Origin of the sequence: Streptomyces sp. NPDC005931, from assembly GCF_042871235.1 — a bacterium.
Lineage (GTDB): Bacteria > Actinomycetota > Actinomycetes > Streptomycetales > Streptomycetaceae > Streptomyces.
The window spans coordinates 260,387-283,393 of the sequence record NZ_JBIAIG010000008.1 but is presented as its reverse complement, the minus strand read 5'-3'; the positions used below and the strand labels follow the sequence as shown (position 1 = coordinate 283,393).

20 protein-coding genes and 2 pseudogenes are annotated in these 23,007 nt (G+C 73.2%); 16 read left to right on the top strand and 6 right to left on the bottom strand.

Going from position 1 to position 23,007, the window contains the following annotated elements:
• Positions 1 to 168 precede the first annotated feature (168 nt).
• Positions 169 to 636, top strand: a complete 468-nt coding sequence (locus tag ACFYOV_RS20795; protein ID WP_389089602.1) for a MarR family transcriptional regulator — start codon at positions 169 to 171, stop codon at positions 634 to 636.
• A gap of 860 nt (positions 637 to 1,496) precedes the next feature.
• Positions 1,497 to 4,178 carry a LuxR C-terminal-related transcriptional regulator gene (locus tag ACFYOV_RS20790; RefSeq protein ID WP_389089600.1) on the top strand — a complete coding sequence of 894 codons (2,682 nt, stop codon included), beginning with the start codon at positions 1,497 to 1,499 and terminating at the stop codon, positions 4,176 to 4,178.
• Between the two features lie 98 nt (positions 4,179 to 4,276).
• On the opposite strand, the gene ACFYOV_RS20785 is transcribed toward ACFYOV_RS20790, so the two are convergent.
• Positions 4,277 to 5,254, bottom strand: coding sequence for a hypothetical protein (locus tag ACFYOV_RS20785; protein ID WP_389089599.1), 978 nt, complete (start codon positions 5,252 to 5,254; stop codon positions 4,277 to 4,279).
• A 214-nt stretch (positions 5,255 to 5,468) separates the two neighbouring features.
• On the opposite strand from ACFYOV_RS20785, the gene ACFYOV_RS20780 reads away from it, so the two are divergent.
• The 3 genes from ACFYOV_RS20780 (at position 5,469) to ACFYOV_RS20770 (ending at position 7,970) form a co-directional block, all read left to right on the top strand.
• The gene (locus ACFYOV_RS20780) at positions 5,469 to 7,097 is read left to right on the top strand and encodes an MFS transporter (RefSeq protein ID WP_389089597.1); all 1,629 of its coding nucleotides are present in this window, start codon (positions 5,469 to 5,471) and stop codon (positions 7,095 to 7,097) included.
• Between the two features lie 57 nt (positions 7,098 to 7,154).
• Positions 7,155 to 7,643 (top strand): hypothetical protein, encoded by a 489-nt coding sequence (locus ACFYOV_RS20775; protein ID WP_389089668.1) that lies wholly within the window; start codon positions 7,155 to 7,157, stop codon positions 7,641 to 7,643.
• A 129-nt stretch (positions 7,644 to 7,772) separates the two neighbouring features.
• On the top strand, positions 7,773 to 7,970 hold the full coding sequence (locus ACFYOV_RS20770) for a hypothetical protein (protein ID WP_389089596.1): 198 nt from the start codon (positions 7,773 to 7,775) through the stop codon (positions 7,968 to 7,970).
• 73 nt (positions 7,971 to 8,043) lie between these two features.
• Here ACFYOV_RS20770 and ACFYOV_RS20765 read toward each other — a convergent pair whose 3' ends face one another.
• Together ACFYOV_RS20765 and ACFYOV_RS20760 are read right to left on the bottom strand one after the other, a co-directional pair.
• Positions 8,044 to 9,495 carry a DUF2252 domain-containing protein gene (locus tag ACFYOV_RS20765; protein ID WP_389089594.1) on the bottom strand — a complete coding sequence of 484 codons (1,452 nt, stop codon included), beginning with the start codon at positions 9,493 to 9,495 and terminating at the stop codon, positions 8,044 to 8,046.
• Positions 9,492 to 10,133, bottom strand: coding sequence for a potassium channel family protein (locus tag ACFYOV_RS20760; protein ID WP_389089593.1), 642 nt, complete (start codon positions 10,131 to 10,133; stop codon positions 9,492 to 9,494). Before ACFYOV_RS20760 ends, ACFYOV_RS20765 begins: the two co-directional genes overlap by 4 nt.
• A gap of 228 nt (positions 10,134 to 10,361) precedes the next feature.
• Between ACFYOV_RS20760 and ACFYOV_RS20755 the strand changes: the two genes are divergently transcribed.
• The 10 genes and pseudogenes from ACFYOV_RS20755 (at position 10,362) to ACFYOV_RS20710 (ending at position 19,362) form a co-directional block, all read left to right on the top strand.
• On the top strand, positions 10,362 to 11,024 hold the full coding sequence (locus ACFYOV_RS20755) for an HdeD family acid-resistance protein (RefSeq protein ID WP_389089592.1): 663 nt from the start codon (positions 10,362 to 10,364) through the stop codon (positions 11,022 to 11,024).
• A gap of 91 nt (positions 11,025 to 11,115) precedes the next feature.
• Positions 11,116 to 12,462 (top strand): hypothetical protein, encoded by a 1,347-nt coding sequence (locus ACFYOV_RS20750; protein WP_389089590.1) that lies wholly within the window; start codon positions 11,116 to 11,118, stop codon positions 12,460 to 12,462.
• 211 nt (positions 12,463 to 12,673) lie between these two features.
• Complete coding sequence (locus tag ACFYOV_RS20745; protein WP_389089589.1) at positions 12,674 to 13,138, top strand: SHOCT domain-containing protein; 465 nt, start codon at positions 12,674 to 12,676, stop codon at positions 13,136 to 13,138.
• A 29-nt stretch (positions 13,139 to 13,167) separates the two neighbouring features.
• Positions 13,168 to 13,656, top strand: a complete 489-nt coding sequence (locus ACFYOV_RS20740; protein WP_389089587.1) for a hypothetical protein — start codon at positions 13,168 to 13,170, stop codon at positions 13,654 to 13,656.
• A 60-nt stretch (positions 13,657 to 13,716) separates the two neighbouring features.
• The gene (locus tag ACFYOV_RS20735) at positions 13,717 to 15,081 is read left to right on the top strand and encodes a diacylglycerol/lipid kinase family protein (RefSeq protein WP_389089586.1); all 1,365 of its coding nucleotides are present in this window, start codon (positions 13,717 to 13,719) and stop codon (positions 15,079 to 15,081) included.
• Between the two features lie 387 nt (positions 15,082 to 15,468).
• Positions 15,469 to 16,293: an SAM-dependent methyltransferase gene (locus ACFYOV_RS20730; RefSeq protein ID WP_389089584.1), complete on the top strand. Its 825-nt coding sequence runs from the start codon at positions 15,469 to 15,471 to the stop codon at positions 16,291 to 16,293.
• Positions 16,294 to 16,435: 142 nt separating this feature from the next.
• Positions 16,436 to 17,143 (top strand): nucleotidyl transferase AbiEii/AbiGii toxin family protein, encoded by a 708-nt coding sequence (locus tag ACFYOV_RS20725; RefSeq protein ID WP_389089583.1) that lies wholly within the window; start codon positions 16,436 to 16,438, stop codon positions 17,141 to 17,143.
• A gap of 152 nt (positions 17,144 to 17,295) precedes the next feature.
• Positions 17,296 to 17,907, top strand: a pseudogene (locus tag ACFYOV_RS20720) (ArsR/SmtB family transcription factor); the annotation flags it as partial.
• On the top strand, positions 17,904 to 18,437 hold the full coding sequence (locus tag ACFYOV_RS20715; protein ID WP_389089582.1) for a glutathione peroxidase: 534 nt from the start codon (positions 17,904 to 17,906) through the stop codon (positions 18,435 to 18,437). The pseudogene ACFYOV_RS20720 and the gene ACFYOV_RS20715, both read left to right, overlap by 4 nt.
• A gap of 73 nt (positions 18,438 to 18,510) precedes the next feature.
• A complete protein-coding gene (locus ACFYOV_RS20710; RefSeq protein ID WP_389089581.1) occupies positions 18,511 to 19,362 on the top strand; it encodes a MerR family transcriptional regulator in 852 nt (283 codons plus the stop codon).
• Between the two features lie 147 nt (positions 19,363 to 19,509).
• Here ACFYOV_RS20710 and ACFYOV_RS20705 read toward each other — a convergent pair whose 3' ends face one another.
• The 3 genes from ACFYOV_RS20705 to ACFYOV_RS20695 all read right to left on the bottom strand — a co-directional run bounded on the left by ACFYOV_RS20705 (position 19,510) and on the right by ACFYOV_RS20695 (position 21,930).
• On the bottom strand, positions 19,510 to 19,701 hold the full coding sequence (locus ACFYOV_RS20705) for a DUF397 domain-containing protein (protein ID WP_389089580.1): 192 nt from the start codon (positions 19,699 to 19,701) through the stop codon (positions 19,510 to 19,512).
• 228 nt (positions 19,702 to 19,929) lie between these two features.
• On the bottom strand, positions 19,930 to 20,787 hold the full coding sequence (locus tag ACFYOV_RS20700) for a helix-turn-helix domain-containing protein (protein ID WP_389089578.1): 858 nt from the start codon (positions 20,785 to 20,787) through the stop codon (positions 19,930 to 19,932).
• Between the two features lie 387 nt (positions 20,788 to 21,174).
• A complete protein-coding gene (locus ACFYOV_RS20695) occupies positions 21,175 to 21,930 on the bottom strand; it encodes a GPP34 family phosphoprotein (RefSeq protein ID WP_389089576.1) in 756 nt (251 codons plus the stop codon).
• Between the two features lie 237 nt (positions 21,931 to 22,167).
• On the opposite strand from ACFYOV_RS20695, the pseudogene ACFYOV_RS20690 reads away from it, so the two are divergent.
• Positions 22,168 to 23,007: pseudogene (locus ACFYOV_RS20690) on the top strand (D-alanyl-D-alanine carboxypeptidase); the annotation flags it as partial.

Here is a 23,007-nt window from a genome sequence, read left to right as displayed (position 1 = left end):
CCGCTCCACGGCCTGATCAACTTCTCCCGTGCGGGGACTTCTTGTCGTCGCGCCACCGGCACCGGAAGGTAGGTCGCGCGCTTGCCCTCAATCGCACGTGAAGTCTTACGGTCTCGGCATGACCTGCACGGAGTGCAGGAACCCACCGAAGTGCCAGGAGGACATCCCATGACGACCCGGCAGATCTCCGACTCCGAACTCGCCGGACAGCCCGCCGCGTACTGGACTGGTTTGGCCTACGAGGCACTCATCGCGTACACCCGGGCCCAGCAGGCTGAAAAGGGCTATACCCAGCCCCAGTTCTGGCTGCTGCGCAACCTGTCGGTGAACGACATCTCACCCGACGGGGAGGGGATGACCCTGTCCGAGCTGCGGGAGGCAATGGCCTCCTACATCCGCCCCGAGGACGATCTGGCGGCGGAGGCCGAGGTGCTCCTGGAGCGCGGCTGGCTGACCCGGGACGCCGAGGACCGGTTGTGGCTTACCGAGGTGGGGGAACAGGCCCGCGCCGACCTCGCACGCAACGCACCCGCGATCCGCGCCGCCCTCCACGAGGGCATCGACGACGTCCACTACGTCACCACGGTCAAGGTGCTCCAGCGGCTGATCCGCAACGCGGGCGGGACGGTCACATGACGGATCCGAGGGCACGGACGAGGTCCGCGCCTGGGCGAGTCCGGGGCAGGTCGGCCAAGCTGTGGCGGCGGGCCTCGTCACCCCACTGTTCATCAAGGGGGCCGCAGGTGTGCCCGCTGTTCCCACGGGGCTGAGCCTGGACGGGCGAGTATGCGCGGGCCGGACTGGGCCAAGGCCCCGGGCCGCACGGTGCCCCTGAGCACATCCCTGTTCGGCTCGGCGACCTCCCCCGGGAGTGCCTCCGCGGAGGTCGACGCAGCCGACGGATCTCCGACAGCGGCTCGGATCCCCATCGACGTCAGCATCGGCTGTTGGACAGCCGATGACGACCTGCACGAGGCGCTACGCGGTCTGTACGGGCTTGCGCGCGAGCGGAAGGGGACGACCAGGAAGCGGCCGTCGCACAGAGCAGGTGGGCGTGGCGGGGGACACGGGGACACCTGTGGCGAGGTGAAGACCGCCCTTGAAGCCGCCCTGTGCGCTGGCCGCGATGTGCCGCGCACAGCACTTGCAGCTCCCTTGGTGAGGGACGGGGTCTCCTGGATCTCTCACCGTCCGCGGAGTCTCGAAGGTGCCGTCCGGAGGATCACCCGTCGCGCCGCCCGTGCCAGCCGGGGAAGACCGGCTCGAAGAATGCCCGAGCGGGCCGTTTCGGGGGCCGTACCCACCCTGGGGGACGTGCTGCACTCTCGCCGCCCGCGCTTCTGGGCGGATCGTTCCGGAGCGGGCCGGCAGGCCGGTGGACGGGCCCGTGCTCCGGTACCGCGCGCCGGAGCGGGAAGGCTGCGATCCTGGGGAGAGCGCGCGGCCCATGACGTGGCCCTGGCCGACAGGAATGCCCACAGGGAAGGTGGAGCGCCGTGGCCGAGTCCAACGCGAACGCCCGAGGGCCGGGCCTTCCCGCCGCCCCGTGGGCCGATCCCCTGGGAGACCCGTTCCTGCGCACCCGGTTCGCCCTCCCCGCGAGACCCGCGACGTTCCTGTGGCGGCAGCGGCTCGTCCAGCACCTCGATCAGGCTCTGCGGACACCGTTGACCCTGGTCAACGGGGAGGCCGGGGCCGGCAAGACGCTGCTGACCGCCGACTGGGCCGCCGGACTGCGTCCGCCGGTCGCCTGGCTCACCGTGGAAGCGGGGGACCGGCGTCCCGGGGTGTTCTGGGCCTACGTCCTGCAGGCGCTGCGTGCCGGCTGTGCGCCGGTGTCCGACGCGGTCCGGGCTCCCGCGGAGGCGACCGGGGTGGACCGGAGGCTGCTGGCAGCCCTCGCCGCCGAGCTGAACGAGCGTGACCGGCCGGTCGTCCTCGTACTCGACGAGTACGACCGCGTGATCGCCCCGGAGATCGCGGAGCAGCTGGAGTTCGTACTGCACCACGCCGGGGACGGCCTGCGTCTCGTCCTCGTCACGCGCACCGAACCGCTGCTTCCGCTGCACCGGTACCGCGCGGCCGGCGAGCTGACGGAGATCCGCGCCGCCGAGCTGGCCTTCACCCCCGAGGAGGCCGCCGCACTGCTCGAACTGCACGGTCTGAGCCTTCCGGTCCACGCCGCTCGCGCCCTGGTGGACCGCACCCGGGGCTGGGCCGCCGGGCTGCGCCTGTCCGCTCTGGCCGCTCTGGAGAGCGCCGACCCTCAGCTCTACCTGAAGGCGTTCGAGGCGGGCCGCAGTACGGTCGCGGACTTCCTGCTGGCCGAGGTCCTCAAGGGGCAGCCGGCGGAGACACAGGACCTCCTGCTGCGCGTCAGCGTCCTGAAGCGCTTCTCCCCCGACCTGGCCGACGCGCTGACCCTGCGGACCGACGCGGAGCCCATCCTCGCCGGGCTGCACCGTGACAACGCGTTCGTCGAGCGCCTGGGGCACTCGTGGTACCAGCTCCATCCGCTGTTCGGGGAGATACTCCGGGCCCATCTGCGCGAGCGCCTGCCCGGCCTGGAACCGGAACTCCACCGGCGGGCCGCGCGGTGGCTGCGTCGCTCGGGATTCCTGCCGGAGACACTTGCCCACGGCGCCGCCGCGGGCGACTGGGATCTGGCCGCCGGTGCCCTCGTCGACGACCTGGCGATCGGACAGCTCTTCACCGGTCTGCGCTCGGGCGACCTGACCCAGTTGTTCTCCCGTATGGCGCCGGAGGCACGGAGTTGGGCGACGGACCTCGTACGCGCGGCCCACGACCTGTCCCGGTACGACCCGGACCGCGGTCTGGCCCACCTGCGGCACGCCGAGAAGCACCTGGCCGACGACGCGCCCGACCTGGCGACCGCCCAACTGAGCTGTGCGCTGCTGGAGGCACTGGCCGCCCGGCTGACCGGATGTCCACCCCAGGCCGAGAAGGCTGCCGAGGCGGCCGGTGAGCTGTGGCGGGAGGTCCCGGCCCGGCTCCTGGACAAGCATCCCGAGGTCTCCGCGCTGCTGCTGACCCATCTGGGATCGGCCCGCCTGTGGGCGGGGCGTTTCGAGGACGCGCGCGCCGCCCTGACCGCCGTGGCGGGGACTTCCGGCGGAGAGACCACCGTGCTGCCCCGGGAGGAGTCGTTGGGGCACCTCGCCCTGCTCGACTACCTGAACGGCTGGCTCGGCCGGGCGGAACGCAAGGCCCTCGCGGCGGTGTCCGAAGCGGAGCGGGTCGGCCTGCCCCAGCCCTCCGGCTCCGGCATCGAACGGCTGGTCCTGGCCGCCGTGGCCGTCGACCGCAACGAACTGGACCGGGCCGAGGCCCTCCTCGACGAGGTGGCCCTGCCCTCGGCGGTGCGTGATCCCGTGCCCGCGGCGGGACGCGCCCTCGCCACCGCTCGTCTGCTGATGGCCAGGGGCAGGGCACAGGCCGCCGTCGAGGCGGCCGACCCGGCCGTCTCCGCGGCCGTGGCGTCGCCTTGGGCGGCGAGCCACGAGGCGCTCGTCGCCTCCGCCGCCCACCTGGCCGGAGGGCGGCCGGACCAAGCCACCGAGACCCTCCGGCGCGTGTCCGGCGACCAGCCGGCGTGCGCCGTGGAGGCCGCGGCGATCCTGATCGCCGCGGGGCGTCCCGAGTCGGCCGTCGACCTGCTCGACAGCATCCGCGTCCAGGGCGGGACGGGTCCGGCGGTGGCCGTGAGGGCGGCCCTGGTGAGGGCTCGGGCCGCGGAGGCGGCGGGAGACACCGCCACCGCCCGCAGGCTCGTGGCGCAGGCGCTCCTCGACGCCCGGCGCGAGCGGCTGAGGCGTCCGTTCCTCGACGCCGGAGCGTGGCTCCGGCCCCTCCTGGCCACGGCCCCACTGCACGAGCTGGCAGCGGGCTGGCTCACGCCCGGGCCGCCCCCCGCACGGCTCGGCGATCGGCCCGGCCCGGAAGCGCCGCCCTCGCCGCTCGTCGCGGTGGACCTGAGCGATCGCGAGCGCGACGTCCTGGAGCGGCTGGCCCGGATGATGTCGACGGAGGAGATCGCCGCCGATCTGTACGTGTCGGTGAACACGGTGAAGACCCACCTCAAGAGCGTGTACCGGAAGCTGGCGGTGAACCGGCGGGGCGAGGCCGTGCGCCGCGCGCGCGACCTCCGGCTGCTGTGAACGCGCGTCGGTGGGGGGCGTCCGGTGCCCGCCACCCCACCGGCACGGACCTCACCGGGTGGCTCCTGCTTCCCTCGCTGCGGCGCGGTCGAGGCCGCCTACGGTCCGGAGCGGCTCCCGCCGCCCCGCGGCCTGCGCCGGTGGCGTCGCCAGTACCAGAGCCCGCCCACCGCGGCGGACGCCGTGGCGAGGGCGAGGCCGATGACCGGCCAGCGGTTCCCGGCGATGCGCAGGCCGGTCAGGAAGGTCACGGAGGTCAGGGCCAGCGGAACGAGGAGGGAGAGGAGCGCGCGGAGCCCGGCTGCCATCACTTCCGGTTCGAGGCGGGAGGTGCGGTGGCGTGGGGCGGGTGCGGTGTCGGCGAAGTAGTGGGCGAGGACGCGGTCTGCCAGGCGGGCGTCGGCGCGCCGGTAGTTCACCGCCATGTAGGGGAGCCAGACGAGGGGCGCGACCAGCCCGACCAGGAAGACGACGGCGAGGAGGAGCCACCGCCAGGCCGGGACGGCGACCCGACGTGCGCGTCGGCCCGCGGCCCGGCTCTCGTCGGCCGGCGCGACGATGCCGAGGAGGTGGGCCATGCGGAGGGTGACCTCCCCCAGGGCCACCCATCGCTTCCGGCGGGCGGGTGCGCCGGTGGCGCGTCCGGTGCGGGCGAGCGCCTCCTGGGCCTGTCGGGCGTCCTCGTACACGCCCTGGAGGACGAGGAGTTCGGCGGCGCGGGCGCTCGCCGTGGGGTCGCGGCCGTCGAGGGCGGCCAGCTCCAGGATCGTGCGTGCCTGGCGGAGCAGCGCCGCGCAGAACGCGAGGGGAATGAGCACGAGGAACGGGCCCCCCACGACCGCCCCCTCCGACACGACGGCCCGTCGGCCGCGGGCGACCACCCGAGCCCGGAGCTCCGCCTCGGTGGCGTCGGGGTGGCTCGACCGGAGCGAGGCGATCGCTTCGGGCACGGCCGGACCGATGCGGCGGACGGCGAAGCCGGCGAGGAGTTCCGGGAGGTGCCCGGGATCGGTGACGACCGACGCCAGCAGCGAGCGTTCGGGGGAGGGCTCCCTGCGGGGGCCCTCCGTTCTCACGTTCTCCCAGGAAGGCACACGTCGTACCTATCATGAATCGCCCTGATGAGGACGGGTTCGTCCGCGCCCCCGCGGCACAGCCTTTCCCCCGTGGCGGGTGAGGCACGGGGGCGCGTGCCCGGGATGCGATGGCAGGAGCGGCGAGGCGTGCGCCGGCTCTCTGGCCCGCCTGTTCCGGGGGGTACCCGGGCGGGCACTCTGCGAGGTGGACACCGTGAAGCACTGGCGGGCTCTGATCGTCCTCGGTACGGCCCAGTTCCTCATGGTCCTGGACACCTCCGTCATGAACGTGTCCATCAGCCGGCTGGTCGAGGACTTCGACACCGAGGTGACCGCCATCCAGGCCGTCATCACCCTGTACGCGCTGGTCATGGCCGCCTTCATGATCATCGGCGGCAGGTTCGGGGACATCCTGGGGCGCCGCCGCATGTTCCTGCTGGGGCTGGTGGTCTACGGCGTGGGATCGGCCCTGACCGCCGTGGCACCCACGCTGTGGGTCCTCACGCTGGGCTGGTCCGTCATCGAGGGGCTGGGAGCCGCCATGGTGCTGCCGGCCATGGCCGCCCTCGTCGCGGAGTCGTACCGCGACAAGGACCGGGCCGTCGCCTACGCGGTCATCGGCGGCCTCGCCGGTGCCGGAATCGCGGTCGGCCCCCTGCTGGGCGGCTGGGTGACCACGTACCTGACCTGGCGGCTGGTCTTCGCGGGCGAGGTCGTGGTCGTCGCGGCGGTCCTGCTGTGCCGCCGGATGATCGCGACACCCGCCCCGTCGGGCCGGCGTCCCCGGCTGGACGGGGTCGGCGCGGTGCTCTCGGCGGCCGGACTGGGGCTGGGCGTGCTCGGGGTGCTGCAGAGCACCACCTGGGGATGGGTGCAGCCCCGCAACCCTCCCTTCACCGTCCTCGGCTTCGCCCCGACGCTGTTCGTCGTCGGCGCGGGGGTGGCCGTGCTGGCCCTCTTCCGGCACTGGGAGCGGCGGCGGGAGCACCAGGGCGCCGACCCCCTCGTGCACCTGTCCCTGCTGGGCAGGCCCGTGCTGCGAGCCGGCCTGTTGACGCTGCTGAGCCAGAACCTGATCCTGCTCGGCCTGTTCTTCACGATCCCGCTCTACTTGCAGGTGGTTCAGGGGTTCGACGCCTTCGAGACGGGGCTGCGCCTGCTCCCCGTGTCCGCCACCATGCTGGTCACCTCCCTCTCCGCGTCCCCGCTGGGACGACTGTGGGGGCCGCGCCGGGTGGTCCGGCTGGCCCTGGCGATCCTGGCGGCGGCGATCGTGTGGCTGCTGGCCACCATCGACCCGGTGATCGACGACGCCCAGTTCGCCGGCGCCATGGCCCTGCTGGGCGTGGGCGTCGGCCTGCTCGCCTCGCAACTGGGCAACGTCGTCCAGTCCGGCGTCGGCGAGGAGGAGCGCAGTGAGGCAGGAGGACTCCAGTTCACGGCACAGAATTTGGGCTCGGCGCTCGGCACCGCGCTCATCGGGTCGCTCCTCATCGGCGCGTTGGCCCACGCCTTCACCACGCAGGTGGAGGACGATCCGCGGCTGTCCGGACAGACCCGCGAACAGGTCGGTGTCGCGCTGCAGGCCGGGGTCACCTTCGTCTCCACCGATCAGCTGCGCTCAGCGGCCGAGCGGGCCGGGTTGCCGCCGTCCGAGGCCGAGGCCGTCACGGACTCCTACGCCTCCGCGCAACTGGACGGACTGAAGGCGGCGATCCTGGCCACCGGCGGTGTCGCCCTCGCCAGTTACCTGGTGACGCCGCACCTGCCGAGCGCCCGGACACGCCGTCCCCGGCAGCCGGACGCCGATGCCGCGGCCCCGATGACCGGATCGACCCGCTGATCTGGGAGGAAGTGACCAGTGTCCAGGATCAGGACCGGCCCGGCCACGGCTCACAGGATGCGCCGGGCGGAGCGCCGGGCCCACGCGGACTACACGGGCGGCGTCTACGGATCCATGCTCGCGGCCTCCGTGGTAATCGGCGCCGGCTCCCTGGGCTCGTTCCCCCGCACGGAGCTGGTCGCGCTGCTGCTGCTCACCGGAGTGGTGTTCTGGATCGCGCACGTGCATGCCCAGCTGTTCGGGGCCCGCCTGGCGCAGCGGTCCCCGGACCGCCGGGTCGTCCTGAACGTGTGCCGGGACGAGTGGCCGATCGTCAAGGCGGCCGTTCCGCCGGCCGCCGCCGTGGCCGTCAGCCCGCTCCTGGGTCTCGACGTGCGCGGTGCCCTCTGGCTCGCCCTCTGCGTGGCCGTGGCCGGCCAGGTGGGCTGGTCGGTGGCCGCGGCACGCCGCGCCGGTGCTTCGCCGCGGCTCATGGCCGCCACCGCGTCGGTCAACCTGCTGCTCGGCCTGCTGATCATCTCCTTCAAGATCGTGCTGAAGCATTGATCCGCGGCGTTCGCGGTGCGCCGGGCGACGGTCACCTGTACCGGGTGAGGCCCGAAGGAGCGCGGTGGCGGACGATCGTGGGGAAGGGCGCCGTCCGCCTGTCCGAGGCCGTCCACGGAAGGACAGCTCGTGCGCTACGAGATCCGCGTCGAGGGACACCTGTCGGAAACGCTGGCCAAGGCTTTTCCGGAGCTGGGCCACGTGGTGATGTCCGGACAGACCGTGCTGTTCGGCCCTGTCGTGGATGAGGCACACCTGTACGGGCTGCTGGCGCGGTGCCAGTCACTGGGACTGCGGGTCGTGGAGATGCGGCGACTGCCGGAGTGACGGGCCGGGCGTGTCCGTCGCCCGGAGCGGCTCCGGGCGGTGGGCGCTGCCCGGAGCGGCGCGCAACGGGCACTCAGAGCCGCTCCGCCTCGATCCGGCCGGAGCGGCAGGCGGCCCCCAGCGCCTCGAAGTCCCGTTCGTTCTGGTCGGCGTAGGACTGGGCGAACTCGGTGAGCGCGCGGTCGAAGCGGTCGCTGCCGCCCAGGTAGGCGGCGAGGGCGATGGGGTCGCCCGAGCGGGCGTGGGCCCGTGCCAGGGACGCCCCGCACAGCCTGGCGAAGAGGGCGAGCAGCCCCGGCCCCATGGTCTCCGGCTGTGCGATGCCCTTCCAGTCCCACAGCTGGCGCACGTAGAAGTCCCGGCCCCGGCCGTCGAGGCCCACGACGTGCGTCCAGCCCAGGAAGATGTCGCCGGTCGTCTGCATCAGTCGCTGGCCGGCCACCACCCGGCGGCCCTGGTTGTCGTAGCGATCGCCGCCCGTGTGGGCGGACAGCACCGAGTCCTGGGCCTCCTTGGCCTGGAGCAGCAGCGGATCGTCGTCGTCCCTGCCGAGCAGGAGCAGCACCCAGCACCGCGTGCCGACACTGCCGACGCCGACCACCTTGCGGGCCAGGTCCACCAGACGGTAGTGGCGCAGCAGGTGCCGGCGCTCCGACGGCAGGGTCCGGGCGTACCCGTCCAGCAGCGTCCGCAGTTCCTTCTCCCGCCCGGCCCGGGCCGAACCGGCCTCGGACGGCCCCGCCTCGGACGGCCCCGCCTCGGACGGCCCGGCCGACAGCTGGTCGAGCGGCGTGATCAACGGTGGGTCCGGTGCGATGCGCCGGCCCTCGGCCGTGACACGGGTGAGCTTCGCGAAGGCCCGGAGATGCGTGCGCGTGCGGGCCCGCGCCGTGGCTGCGGCGGTACGGCGCACGGCCTCCCCGTCCGTCGACGAGGCCAGTTCACGGATCCGGTCGGCGTCGTCCTGGGCGTACCAGATGTCGAGGGTGCGCATCCCGGCGAACTCGCGCATCCGCTCCCGGTACGCCCGCACGCAGGCCCGCACGGCAGTGTTCTGCTCCTTGGTCGAGAAGCCGTTCGCCCGGGCCGCCGTCACGAAGCCGGCCGCCAGCCTCTTGACGTCCCACTCGAACGGCCCGGGCAGTGTCTCGTCGAAGTCGTTGATGTCGAAGACCAGACGGCGCTCCGGTGAGGCGAGCAGCCGGAAGTTCAGCGGGTGGGCGTCCCCGCAGAGCTGCACCTGCAGCCCGGTGCCGGGGAGGGGGGCCAGGTCGGCCGCCATGATCGCGGCAGCGCCGCGATAGAAGCGGAACGGCGACTCCAGCATGCGGCCGTAGCGGATCGGCACCAGTTCGGGTACCCGCTCGGCGGACTGACGCTCTATCACCTCGACGGGATCGGGTCGCTGCTGTGCGGTCTCGTACCAGCCGTGCGAGGAACGCGACGCCCGCCTGCGCGCGGTCCTGCCGTACTCCGCTCGCTCGGCCGGAGACAGGGACGCGGTGAAAGCACTGGGTACGGTCATGGTCCGTCCTCCCGGTCGGGCATGTCGGCGTCGCTGCCGGAACGCGGCCGGTCGGACGGCTCCCCGCGTTGCCGGCGCAGCCCCGCCTGGACCGCGCTCGCCAGCACGCGTGCGGCGACGCCGACGAGCAGCAGCCCTCCCGCCATCTGGAGCATCGCCAGCACGCGCCCGGTCTGGGAGCGCGCCGCGATGTCCCCGTAGCCGACGGTGCTGAACGTGGTCAGAGTGAAGTACAAGGCGTCCGTCCTGGTCAGCGGCTCGCTGAAGGAGCCCGGCGTGGAGCGGTCCAGCAGGTAGTAGGCACCGGCGAAGAGGACCAGGAACAGCACCAGCGTGGCAGCCAGGGCCTCGACGGCCCTCAGCCGCGGGTGGGGTGAGCGCGCGATGACCCGCACCTCCCACGCGAACACCAGGAGCACCGCCAGCAGGCCGCACACGAGCAGCGCCGACGCACCGGCCGTGCCGCGTTCGTCCAGGGGCAGCAGGAAGTAGGCGGTGAGGAGGCCGACCGCGATGAGCACCGCACGGGCGACGGCGACGACCGCCGCCCAGCGACGGGGGCGGAGCCGCCGCCGCGGCCGGTGCGGGTCGGGACCGGACCGGGCGCGGTCCGTCCGGGCAGTGCTCGGATCGCTCATTTCGTGTCGTCTCGTTCCGTCCGGCCGGACGCCGGAGGGGCCGGGCGCCGGGGACCTCCAGCTCACCGCCCCGGCGGCGTCGGTGGATCACCCGTGGTGGGTGACCCGGTCGCCGTGCCGGGGCGGGAGTCTGGAGCGGTCGGGTGCCGGCACCCCGCCCGCCCACCCCGCCCCGTCGGCTTCCGCAGGCGGCTTCGAGGGCGACGGCCGATCACGCGAGGAGGAGCCATGACCATGTCGCGTGGTGCGGCATCGCTCACCGGGCCGGAGCGTGAGCCCGGCGGGGCGGTCCCCGGCCCGCCGGGAGACCCCGCAGACGTACTGGCGCGGCTCGGCCGCAGCTGGGCCTGGCTCGTGGGGTCGGCTGTCGCGACGCTGGTGCCGGGCGTCCTGGTGCTGGTCTGGCCCGAGGCGACACTGCACGTCGCGGCGGTGCTCATCGGCCTGTACCTGCTGGTGACCGGCGGGTTCCGGTTCGTGGCCGTCTTCGCACGGGAGGGGCACGAGCGGCTGCCGGGGCTGCTCCTGGCCGTGCTGTACGTCCTGGCCGGGGTGCTGTGCCTGAGGAACCCGCTGCAGACGATCGCCACGCTCTCGCTGATCACCGGGGTCGTCTGGCTCGTGTCCGGCGTCCTCACCCTCTACACCGCCATCTCCGCCGAGGACCTGCCGCACCGTGGCGTCGTCATGGTCGCCGCCGTACTCGGCATCGTCGCGGGGGTCGTGGTGCTCGCCCTGCCCGCCGAGTCGGCCCGCGCGCTGACCCGGCTGCTGGGCCTGTGGCTCGTCCTGCTCGGCCTGGCCGAGGCGGTGGTCGCCCTCGCCTGGCGGGCGGCGCTCCGCAGGACGCGGCCCCCGGGGCCCGGCGCCCCGGCCGCGATGGCGGCATGAGACGCCACGCCCGCTCGGGTTCGGCCGCCTCCCACGACCGTCACCCCGATCGGCGACCGTCGCCCCGCTACGCACGTGGAGAGGAGCACCCATGAACCCGGGAACGCCACCGGATCCGCCGGGCCCCGGTGTATCCGCCGACCGGCACCACGTCATGACCGCCGAGGAGCGAGCGGAGTACGAGCGACTGCGCCGTCATGCCGCGGTGCGCCACCGGCGGCTGCGGCAGGCCGGCTCCTCGGTCCTCCTCCTGCTGGCCCTGCTGCTCGCGCCCCTGGCCGTGGCCGCGGCCTGGGTCCAGGACACGGTCTCCGACACCGACCGTTACGTGGAGACCGTCGCGCCGCTGGCGTCGGAGCCGGCCGTGCAGGACGTCGTGATCGACCGGGTCACGGACCGCGTGGTGAGGAACGTGGACGTCGCGGCGGTGACGGACTCGCTCGTCAAGGCCCTCCAGGATGCCGGGGCTCCACCGCGCGTCGTGGAGGGGGCCGAGTCGCTCGAGGGTCCGCTGCGCAACGCGGTCAGGACCGTCGTCGACCGCACCGTCACCCGCGTCATCACCAGCGACGCCTTCCAGCAGGTGTGGGAGGGCGCGAACCGGCGCTCGCACGCCGCGGTGGTCACCATGCTCACCGGAGAGCGCGAGGGTGCTGTGCGCGCCGAGGGAGACACCGTCCTGCTGGACGTCGGAGGAGTCGTCGACGAGGTGCGGGAACGGCTCGTCGACGCGGGTTTCGACAAGGCCGCCGCCATCCCGGACACCGACCGGACGATCACGCTGTTCCAGACCGAGGAACTGGGCAGGGCGCAGGACGCGATGCGGCTGCTGGACATCCTCGGCACCTGGCTGCCCGTCCTGACCGTCGTCCTCGCCGCGCTCGCCGTGTGGACCAATCCGGCCCACCGGGTGATGCTGATGGTCACAGCGACGGGCGTGGGCGTGATGATGGTCGTCCTGCTCGTCGTGCTGGCCGTCGTCAGGCGGACCTATCTGGACTCGGTCCCGCCGGACGCGCTGCCCACCGACGCGGCCGCGACGATCTACGACACGTTCGTCCGCTTCCTGCGCGACAGCACGCGCACGCTGCTGGTCGTGGCAGTGATCACGGCACTGGTCGCGTACCTCTACGGTCCCGGGCGCCCCGCCCGCGCCGTCCGCACGGTGACGGACCGGACCACAACGGCCGCGGGCCGAGGTCTGCGCCGGGCCGGACTGCGCACCGGGACCACCGGACGCTGGCTGACGGACCACCGGTCATGGACCACGGGTGTGGTCATCGGGGCGGGAGCATTGGCGCTGGTTCTCTGGAACCGCCCCACGGTCGCAGCGGTGGCCCTCGTTCTCGGCATCGCCGTGGCCGTCCTGATCGTCCTGGCGATCCTCGCGGCGGCCACCGGACCGGGCGGCCGTGCGGCGGACCGGGCGACCCCGTGAGCCGTGGACGGGAAACCAGGCATCGGGCATTCGCCCCGCAGGCATCCGGCGTCCCGCCGGCACACGGCCGCGCCGTCGCGGCGGGCGGGTGGTCCGAGGCGGACCGCCTGCCGTACTCACCCGCATCGGGTGAGGCCGTCCGGCGCTTGCCGTGCCCACGCTGAACACAGCACGCAAGCGGCCGGGCGGGCGCCCGGAACGGAGGCGAGACATGAGTGCGCAGACCTACCTGGCGTACGACTATCCCCTGCTGAGCGTCTTCTGGAGCATGCTCCTGTTCTTCCTGTGGATCATGTGGTTCGTCCTGCTCTTCAGGATCATCACCGACATCTTCCGCGACGACGGCCTGAGCGGCTGGGCGAAGGCCGGCTGGCTGGTGTTCACCGTCCTGCTGCCCTTCCTGGGCGTCTTCGTCTACGTGGTCGCCCGGGGCAAGAACATGGGCCGCCGGGAGATCGCGCAGGCGCGTGCGCAGCAGGAGGAGTTCAACACCTACATCAGGCAGACCGCGGCCGGCGGCCGGACCAGCAGCGTCGACGAGCTCGCCAGGCTGTCCGAGATCCGCAACCGCGGCGACATCACGGACGAGGAGTTCCGCAGGGCGAAGGACCTGGTGCTGACCGGCCATGGTCCGGCGGAGCACTCGGGGTCCGCCTCCCGCACCTCTGGTCTCTGACCATCCGATCACATGAAACGAGGCCCAAGATGACCGCGACACACACCCGGCCGGCGCACACGGCCAAGCAGGACTGGGCAACCGGCCTGGCGGCCTTCGCGGCCGTGATGCTCTTCCTCGTAGGCCTGCTCGACATCTTCCGGGGCATCATGGCCATCGCCGAGGACGACATCTTCGTCACGACGCGCAACTACGTGTTCGAGTTCGACCTGACCGGATGGGGATGGATCCACCTCGCTCTGGGTGTGGTCGCCCTGATCGTCAGCTTCGGACTGCTCAGGACGGCGACCTGGGCACGTGTCGCCGGCGTGGCCATCGCCGGACTCGTCATCATCGCCAACTTCCTCTCCCTGCCGTACTACCCGGTGTGGTCGGTCGTGATGATCACCATCTCGGGCTTCATCATCTGGGCCCTGTGCGTGGTCCAGCGCGGCAACCTTTTCGACCTGTCCGAGGAACGTCCCATGTCCGAGGGGTACCAGCCGCACAGGGGCTCGTACCCGCACGGACCCACCTGAGCACAGCGGTCAGGGCGTGAGGCGGGAGAGAAGGGCCGACCGGTGACATCCCACGGTGACATGAGGAGATCGCGGAAGGCAGGACCCCGGACGGTGGGCGAGGGCGGTGTCGCAGGGGCCCGCCTCGCCGTGCTCGCCCTGCTGGGCAGCATCGTGGTGCCGATCGTCGCCGCCGGTCTGCGGAGCGTGCTGTGGGCGCTGGTCGGCATCGCCGGACTGGCGCTCGCCGCCGTCGGGGTGTGGTGGACCCTGGCGCACACCGGGGCGCTCCGTGCCGTCGGGGCGGGCCTGTCGCTGGCCGCACCGGTGGCCGTCCTCGCCCTGTACGCCACGTTCGGCATGCTGGGGCCGGCCCTGCTGTCCCTCGGCCTGTGGATGCTGGCCCTCACGGCGGCACGTACGGCCCTGGCACCCGCCGCCACCCCACAGGCCGTCGTGGAGGCACCCCGTACACCCTGGGTCCTCATGAATCCGCGCTCCGGCGGCGGCAAGGTGGATCGTTTCGGCCTGGTGGAGAAGGCCCGGGCCGCGGGCTGCCGTGTGGTTCTGCTCGACGCGGGCCGGCACCAGGACGTCACCGGACTGGCCCGGCAGGCCGTCGCCGAGGGAGCCGATCTCCTGGCGGTGGCGGGCGGCGACGGCACCCAGGCGCTCGTGGCCGAGGTGGCGGCGCGCCACGACCTCCCGTTCGTGGTGATTCCCGCCGGCACCCGCAACCACTTCGCCCTCGACCTCGGCCTCGACCGTGACGATCCGGCGACCGCCCTGGAGGCCCTGACCGACGGCGTCGAACTCCGCATCGACCTCGGGTACGCGGCGGACCGGGTCTTTGTCAACAACGCCTCGTTCGGCACGTACGCGTCCATCGTCACGGACCCCGCCTACCGGGATGCCAAGACCCGCACGACCCTGCGCACCCTCCCCGGCCTCCTCACCGGTGAGGAGGCGACCAGGCTGCGGGCGCAGGCCGACGGAACCCGCCTCCACGGACTTCAGGCCCTCCTGGTCAGCAACAATCCCTACGGACGCGCCGTCGACGCGGCCCGTCCGGGGCGCAGGGAGCGGCTGGACTCGGGACTCCTCGGCGTGGTGTGCGTACGGGTCGGCAACACCGCTCAGGCGGCGCGCTTCGTGGGCGGTCCGCGGTCCGGGGGGCTCATCCGGCTGAGCGCCGGGGAAGTCGTCGTCGAGGCCGGCACGGACACCCTCCCGGTCGGCATCGACGGGGAGCACGTCGTTCTGCCGTCACCCGTCGTGTGCCGCAGCGCGCCCGGCGCGCTCCGGGTGCGTGTGCCGCGCCGTCGCCCCCACGCCCCGCGGGCCGGCGGCGGGGCGGCCGACTGGCCGCGGGTGGCACGGCTCGCGCTGGGCCACCGCTCCCCGGGTCGGCGACATGACGTGCCGTCGAGCCGAGAGGGCCAATGAGCGCTGCGCCTCCTCGGGTCCGGGAGACGGCCCCAGGGTCGACCCGTACGACCGGAGCACGTCGACGGAGGCGCGCATGCGGGAGGCCGACGGTGCGGAGTGCGGGACTGCCACGCGCTCGTGAGCGGCACGGTTCCGTGTCCGGGTGCGGGGTGAGCCGGGACGTCTCCCGCGCCGTGCACCTCATCGACGCCGGCGGTCGGGGTCGGGGCAAGGGGGGCTCGTCCCATTCCTCGCACTCGTCGACGGGGTCTGCCCCGAAGACGGTGGCGCGTGGCCGGAAGTGGGCGGGCGTCCGGGGGGCTGATCGTGGGAACTTGCGCCCACGGAAGGCCGGTTGGCCTAAGTTGGCGGGAGTGATCAGCGCCAGCCGGAGGAGGCCCAGCCGTGTCGGAGGACACCACTCAGGACAGTGCCGGATTCGCCACGCGTGCCCGGATCGACACGAGCAGGCCGCACTCGGCGCGCTTCTGGAACTACTTCATCGGGGGCAAGGACAACTACGAGGTCGACCGGGAGCTCGGCGACCGGATCAAGGAGATCTTCCCGGGTCTGGTGGACGTGGCGGTCACCAGTAGGCACTTCCTCGGGCGGGCCGTGCGCCACCTCGCCGGTGAGCAGGGGATCCGGCAGTTCCTCGACATCGGCACCGGGCTGCCCACCGCCGACAACACCCACGAGGTGGCGCAGCGGGTCGCTCCGGACGCGCGGATCGTCTACGTCGACAACGACCCGATCGTCCTCACCCACGCCAACGCGCTGCTGACCAGCACCCCCGAGGGGAGGACCGCCTACCTCGACGCCGACCTCCACGACCCGGAGGCCGTCCTGCGTGCCGCCGCCGGGACGCTGGACCTCTCCCGGCCCGTCGGGCTGATGATCCTCAACACGCTCGGCCACGTCGCCGACCACCAGCAGGCGCAGGGCCTCGTGCGCACGCTCATGGCGGGGCTCGCCCCGGGCAGCCACCTCGTGATCTGCGACGGCACCGCCACCAGCGAGGGCATGATCGCCGCGTCCGAGGCCTACAACGCCAGTGGGGCCGTGCCGTACTACGTGCGCAGCGTCGAGGAGATCACCGGGCTCTTCGACGGGCTGGAGCTCGTGGAGCCGGGGGTCGTGCGGGTGCCCGAGTGGCGGCCGGAGGAGGCGGACGACGCGGGGAGCGGGGCGCCCGTGGACGCCTACTGCGGGGTCGGGCGCAAGGCGTAGCCGCCGGCAGGGCAACGCGCGACGGACCGTGCGCGGGAACCGTGCGCGGGTGTCGGCGCGCGGTGGAGGGCGGCGCCGGACGGCTCACTCGTCCGCGCCCGCCGTTTTCGCAGGTCGGTGGGCGCGGACGATAATCGGGGACATGGCCTCACCGCTCGGCCCTCCCCGACCGCATCCGGCTCCCGCTCCGGCTCCGCACGAGCGGCTGCCGGGGGACCTCCTCGCCGTCGGGGCGCCCTACGGGATCCTGCTGGCCGGTGGTGACGCCGTGCGGGCCCACGGGCTCGTGGACCGGCCCAGCAGGGGCGTGGACCTGGCCACCGAGCACCCCGCGGGGATGGACGTGATCGCCGGTGCCCTGCGGGCGGGGCTGGAGGCGCGGGGGTGGGTGGTGAGCGGCGTGGAGGTCGATCCGCTGGCCGCCCGGCTCGTGGTGAGCGACGCGGACGCCGGGGAGCGGTGCGAGGTCGATGTGCGCAAGGAGGTGCTGTGGCGGCCGCCCGCCGGGACGCGGGCCGGGCCGGCGCTCTCCCTGGAGGATCTCGTCGGGACGACCGTGCGGACGCTGGCCGACCGCGGACTGCCCCGTGACCTCATCGACGTCCATGCCGCGGCGGACCGCTGGAGCCGCCCGGAGCTGGAGGAGCTGGGGCGGCGGCATGCGCCGGACACCTTCGACCTCACCGAGCTCCAGGCGCGGCTGACCGGCACCGACTGGCTCGACGACGGCGAGTTCCGCGCCCACGGGCTCGACGGGCGGGCGATCGAGGAGCTGCGCCGGTGGGCGCAGGAGTGGGCCGACGACATCGCCGAGCGGCTGGTGGAGGGGGAGGCTCCCGAGGAGGAGTGACCCGGGGGGCGTCAGTGATCACCCCCTCCGGACGCGCATGATCCGTTCCATCCGCTCCGCCGGTTCCGACCGTTCCCGGGCCGCCCGCTCCTGCTGGGCGCTGCGGTAGTGGTGCTCCGTGCACGGTCGTCTCGGCGGCGCCGGTGAGCGCGGCCAGCTCGGGCAGGTGGGGCTGGGTGGCCGTGCTGGATGCCCTGCGGCCGGGGACGCGGTGGCTCGGGGAGAACCGGCTCCAGGTGAACGCGCACGAGTTCCCGCCCCGGGAGATCTGCGGGGCGGAGCTGGTGTTCTTGCCGGTGACCGTGCAGCGGGTGGGCTGGGTGTCGTGGGAGGGCACGGACCGTTACGCGCTGGTCTACCCGTGCCGGGGCGCGCTGGCCGGCCGCGGCGGGCGGGTGCCCGCGGGCCTGGGGGCGCTGCTCGGGGGCGCGCGGGCCCGGGTGCTCGTGCTGCTCGCCTCGCCCATGAGCACCAGCCAGCTCGTGGCCGTGACCGGGCAGGGCCTCGGCTCGGTGGGACGGCATCTGCGGGTGCTGCGGGAGGCGGGGCTGGTGGAGCGCCGGGGCCGGGCGGGTCGGTCCGTGCTGTACGTGCGGACGGCGGCCGGGGAGGTGCTGGTGGAGTCGTCGGCCGGCCGGGGCCGGGCGGCGCTCGCCGGCCGTGGCCCCGTCGCGTCGGCCGGTCGAGACGGCCGCGACGGGCCTGCCGGTGGCGCGGGGGCGGGGCCGGGGGTGTCACCCGGCGGGGCTAGCATCCGGGCATGACGACTTCCGAGATGCACGACGGCTCCCCCCTCGATGTGGCGATCGGCTCGCTCAGCGGCGGGTCCGCGGACCTCGCGCAGTACGCGGGCCGGGTCGTACTCGTGGTGAACGTGGCCTCCAAGTGCGGGCTGACACCGCAGTACGAGGGTCTGGAGCGGCTGCACGAGCGGTACGCGGGCCAGGGCTTCACGGTGCTCGGGGTGCCCTGCAACCAGTTCCTCGGGCAGGAGCCGGGCAGTGCCGAGGAGATCGCCGAGTTCTGCTCGGCGACATACGGCGTGACCTTCCCGATGACCGAGAAGGTCGAGGTCAACGGGGAGGGGCGGCACCCGCTGTACGAGCGGCTGACCGGGTTCGCCGACACGGAGGGGCACAGCGGTGACATCCGCTGGAACTTCGAGAAGTTCCTGATCGGGCGGGACGGCCGGGTCGTCGCCCGGTTCTCGCCGCAGACCGAGCCGGAGGCGGCCGAGGTCGTGGCGGCGGTGGAGAAGGCGCTCGCCGGGCCGGGACCGGACTCCGCCCGTTGACCTTGCCCCTGGGGCAGGGCCGAGGGTTCCCCGTGCCGGGCGGACGGTCCGCCCGGTGACGGAGGACGGCTCTGTGGACGGGACACTGCTCGGCATCGGGACGTTCGCGGCCCGGGCACGGCTGTCGGCCAAGGCGCTGCGGCTGTACGACCGGCTCGGGCTGCTGGCGCCCGCGTACGTGGACGAGGCCACCGGCTACCGGTACTACCGGGCCGATCAGGTGGAACGGGCCCGGCTGGTGGCGCTGCTGCGACAGCTGGACATGCCGCTGGCCCGGATCGCCGAGGTGGTCGACGCGGACGACGGCGTGGCCGCGGCCGGCCGGCTGGCCGCCTACTGGACGGACGTCGAGACCCGGTTCGCCGGGCAGCGGACGCTCGCCGAGTACCTCCGTGCGCGTTTGTCGGGGAGGAACTCCGAGATGTACGAGAAGTTCGTGGTCGAGACGGTGGACGTGCCCGAGCAGGTCCTGATCACCGAGACACGGCACCTGCTGGCGCACGAGCTGCCGGCGTGGATCGACGCCTCATTGGGGCGGCTGGAGGAGGCCGCCCGGGAGTTCGGGGGCCCGGCCGGGGTGCCGTTCGTGGCGTACCACTCCGAGGTGTCGGCGGAGAGCGACGGTCCCGCCGAGGCGTGCGTGCCGGTCGCCGACGGGGCGGCGGCGCGGGCGTGGGCCGGGGCACGGGACCGTACCCGGCAGACGGCGGTGCGGGTGGAGCCGGCCCGGCGGCTGGCGTACACCCGGATCACCAAGGCGCAGGTGGCGGACCCGCAGATCCTGGCCGCGTTCGAGGCGGTGGAGGAGTGGATCGCGGCGCGCGGGCTGACGCGGACGGGCCCGTGCCGCGAGCTGTACTTCGCCGACTGGGAGGCGGCGGGGGCCGGGGACCCGGTGTGTGACGTGGCGTTCCCGGTGAGCTGAGCGGGGGCCGGGGCCCGCCCGGGGTCCGGCCCGGGCGGCCGGGCACACGCCGAGCCCTCTCGGCAAGGACGGCGAAGCTGGTCGAGAGGGCCCTTCCGGTGGTGCGGCGGGCGAGCGGACCGGCCGGGTGGTCGCCGATCGGGGTTTCTACACCTTGACGGAGGCCACGAAGACGTTCCACGCGTCGGCGGGGAAGGCCAGCTTGGGGCCCTCGGGAATCTTGGTGTCCCCGAGCTCCAGCGCTTCCTCGGTGGTCGACCTGACCATCACGCACGCGCCGTTGTTGTTGGTGTACGAGGACGTCGTCCACGTTTCCGTGGCACCCAGACGAATTGCCATGTTCGCTCCGTAGCGAGTTTGCGAGTTGCTGAAACCGGGCTGCCGGACCCGACGGGGGCCGCAGTACGGTTTGCGCCAACCTGTGCTGGTGGTTGGCGTGATCGACGCTACTCGCCACCCTCCTCGGACGGAGGACTCATTCACTCGACCGGATGGCATATTCCAATGGACTCCCAGGCCTGAGGTACCAGAGGTGTATGATCCGGCCGCTCCTTCACTGACGACGGGTCAGCGGGCGTAGTCCTTCGCGAGCCGCTCGATCAGCCGGCGCGACTGGTCCACGTTCAGGGACTGCGCTCTGAGGTGTTCGTACATCACCGTGTACTTCTGCACGTCGTGCGGCTTCTCCAGGTACAGGTCGCTGGTCACGCCCTCGATGTAGACCACGCTCGAGTCGGCGGCGTCGGCGAACTCCAGGATCGAGTACTGGCCGTTGATGCCGGCGTGCGCACCGACCTCGAACGGCAGCACCTGCACGGTGATGTGGGGCAGCTGGGACATCTCCATGACATGCTCGAGCTGCTCGCGCATGACCTGACGGCTGCCGACGACCCGGTGCAGCGACGCCTCGTCCAGGACCACCCACAGCCGCAGCGGGTCCCGCTCCGCGGTGATGCGGCTCTGCCGGCGCAGCCGGACCTCGACGCGCTTGTCGTTGTCCGCGTCGGACGACTCGGGGGAACCGCCGCGGATGATGGCCTCGGCGTAGTCGCGGGTCTGCAACAGGCCGGTGATGATCTGGGGTTCGTAGACCCTGAGCGACTCGGCGTCCGTCTCCAGGCCGATGTAGACGCTGTACGGGATGTCGCCGAAGGCGTGCCACCAGCCCTGCTGGCGGGAGTCCTTGGCCATCTGCATCAGCGAGTCGACGATCCGCTGGTCCTCGACCTCGTAGACCCCGCACAGGTCGCGCACGTCGCGCTGGCTGATGCTGCGACGGCCGTTCTCCAGGCGGCTGATCTTCGACTGGGACACGAGCAGGCGGTCGGCGACCTGTTCGGCCGTCATGCCCTTGTCCTCACGGAGTTTCCGCAGTTCCTGGCCCAGCCGACGCCGCCTGACGGTGGGATTGACATTGGACGCCACGGGACGTGCACCTCCGGCTGCGTGACTCGTACGTGCCACTTTGCGTATCTGCTGTTGAGCAGACTGCCACCAAGGAGCTTTCCGGCGCTGGGAAACGGTGGATGTCCAGCGGGTTCGCGCTGGTTCACCGGCCGGTCGCGGCCGGGGGCGCCGGTTCTCGGCACGCCGAGCGGGGCGGAGAGAGCGTGCGCTCTCTCCGCCCCGCTCGGACAGCGGCTCCCGTGACCGGGTCTGCGGTGTCGTGGATCCGTGTGGTGCGGTGGGGCGTTGGACCGTGCCGGGTCCGGGGTCCTGGGCCCGTGCCGGGTTCGGCGGCCTCATGGTCGGTCCGTTCGGGTTCGAGCCCTCGGGGTTGGGTTGGGGGTCGCGCCCTCGGGGACGTGCGGCTCAGTGGGCCACGGCACGCACCATGGATCCGCGGTGCGGTTGCGTCGGAACCCCTCGTGCGGGTTCCGGCGCGCCCTTGCCACCGGCGGCGGCCTGCCGGCCGGCCGGGGCCGGGCTGCGGCGCGGCTGCGCCGCCACGCCGTTCTGGACGTCCATCACGGCGTGTGCCACGAGGCCGCCCATCGGGTCGTGCCGGATGAGGTCCCGCAACCGGGAACGGGAGGACCGTCCTTCGTTGCCCGGGTACAGGTGCTTGCCGAGGCCCACCGCGTGCGCGAGCGCGGCGAGCGCCGCGGTCCGCGGGTCCGGCGGTACGCCGGTGCGGATCGCGGAGTCCAGCCGGGCCCTGATCTCCCGGCTGATCTCGGTGTCCGTCGCCTGGTAGCGAGTCGTCGGCAGCACTCCGCACATCTGACCGGCCACGGCGTGCACCATGCCGCACCGCTCCAGATGCGAGAGGTAGGTCTGGCGGAGCCCGAGACGCGGCCCGCCGATCCAGTGGACGGCACGCACGGGAGCGCCACGCCTTCGCAGCAACTCCAACGCGCAGTCCAGTGTCGGATCTCCAGTCGGCCGTGGTACGACCACGGCGATACGATCCCCGTCTGGGGCTATCCGTCCGGCCAGCGCCAGCTCCACTAGCTGTGCACCGGCCAGACCCAGGTCGAGCGACTGCGGCTGTGCAGTGGTACCCGTGGCCGGGTCCAGTGCCAGCAGCAGAAGCTCCTCCGGAAGTGTTCTGCGGCTCCTGCCCATCCATGCCTCCCCGCGTGGATGAATGACAGGGTGACCCCTCTCACATTGGTCTGTCGAGGGTGCGTGACCGGTTCGTAAGGGAACCGGTAGGTATGTCGTTCTCGTCTACCGCGTGGGGCAAGCCCGCACACAGGACACTGGTACATGGTTCGGACAGCGTTGTGAAGCGTTGTCGCGGGCGGCGGTTCACGGTTCGGTTGGCGCACGCGGGGCGTGCGGCGCATGGAGGAGGCATCGGTGGCGGGCGAGTCCCCCGAGAGGTCGAAGCAGCGCGAGTCGTCGGCAGAACCGACGTCGGGGAGCGCGGGCCCGGTTCCCGAGGCCAGGAGCGGGACGGAGGGCTCCGCGGGGGCCTCCGCACCCCAGCGGGACCCGCGTCTGGCGGTCGCCCGCGACGCGTCGCCCTCCGGGCGGCGCGGGGGCGTCGACACGGCGACCCGTGTGCTGTCGGTGCGGGAGGCGACGGCGGAGCGCTCCGACGCGGACGCGGACGCCGGGACGGCCGGGGACACGGACGCCGCTCCCGGCGAGTGTGACGAGTCTCCTGCGGAGAGCGACGGTCGCCTGCGCAAAGCGGTGAAGGCCTGGGTGGCGTCGGCGAACGCGGCCGAGTCGGACACGGAGGACGGGAACACGTCCCCTGACGCCGCGTCGGCCGACGCGGACACCGACGCCGAGGCCGACGGCGACGTAGCGGCCGAATCCGACGACGACGGTGACGATGACGCCGCCGGGCAGCGGACTGCGCGTTTCAGCGACGCGACGACTGCCGAGGCGGGGCGGGAGGCCGCCGACGCCGAGCCGCGGGACGGTGAGGCCGGAGACGCCACGGACGACGCTCCCGCGCGCACCGGTGACGGCAGCCCCGGCGCGAAGGACGGGAAGGCCCGGGCCGGGCGCCGGGCCGCCGGGGGCACCGGGGCCAAGGCGGGCGCCGAGCGACCGGCTCCCACCGCCCGCGACACCAAGGACGCCGAGGCCGAGACCGCCGACACCAAGGCGCGGGACGCCGAGACCCGAGACGCCGCGGACGACGCTCCCGCGCGCACCGGTGACCACACCGACCGGGAGACCGAG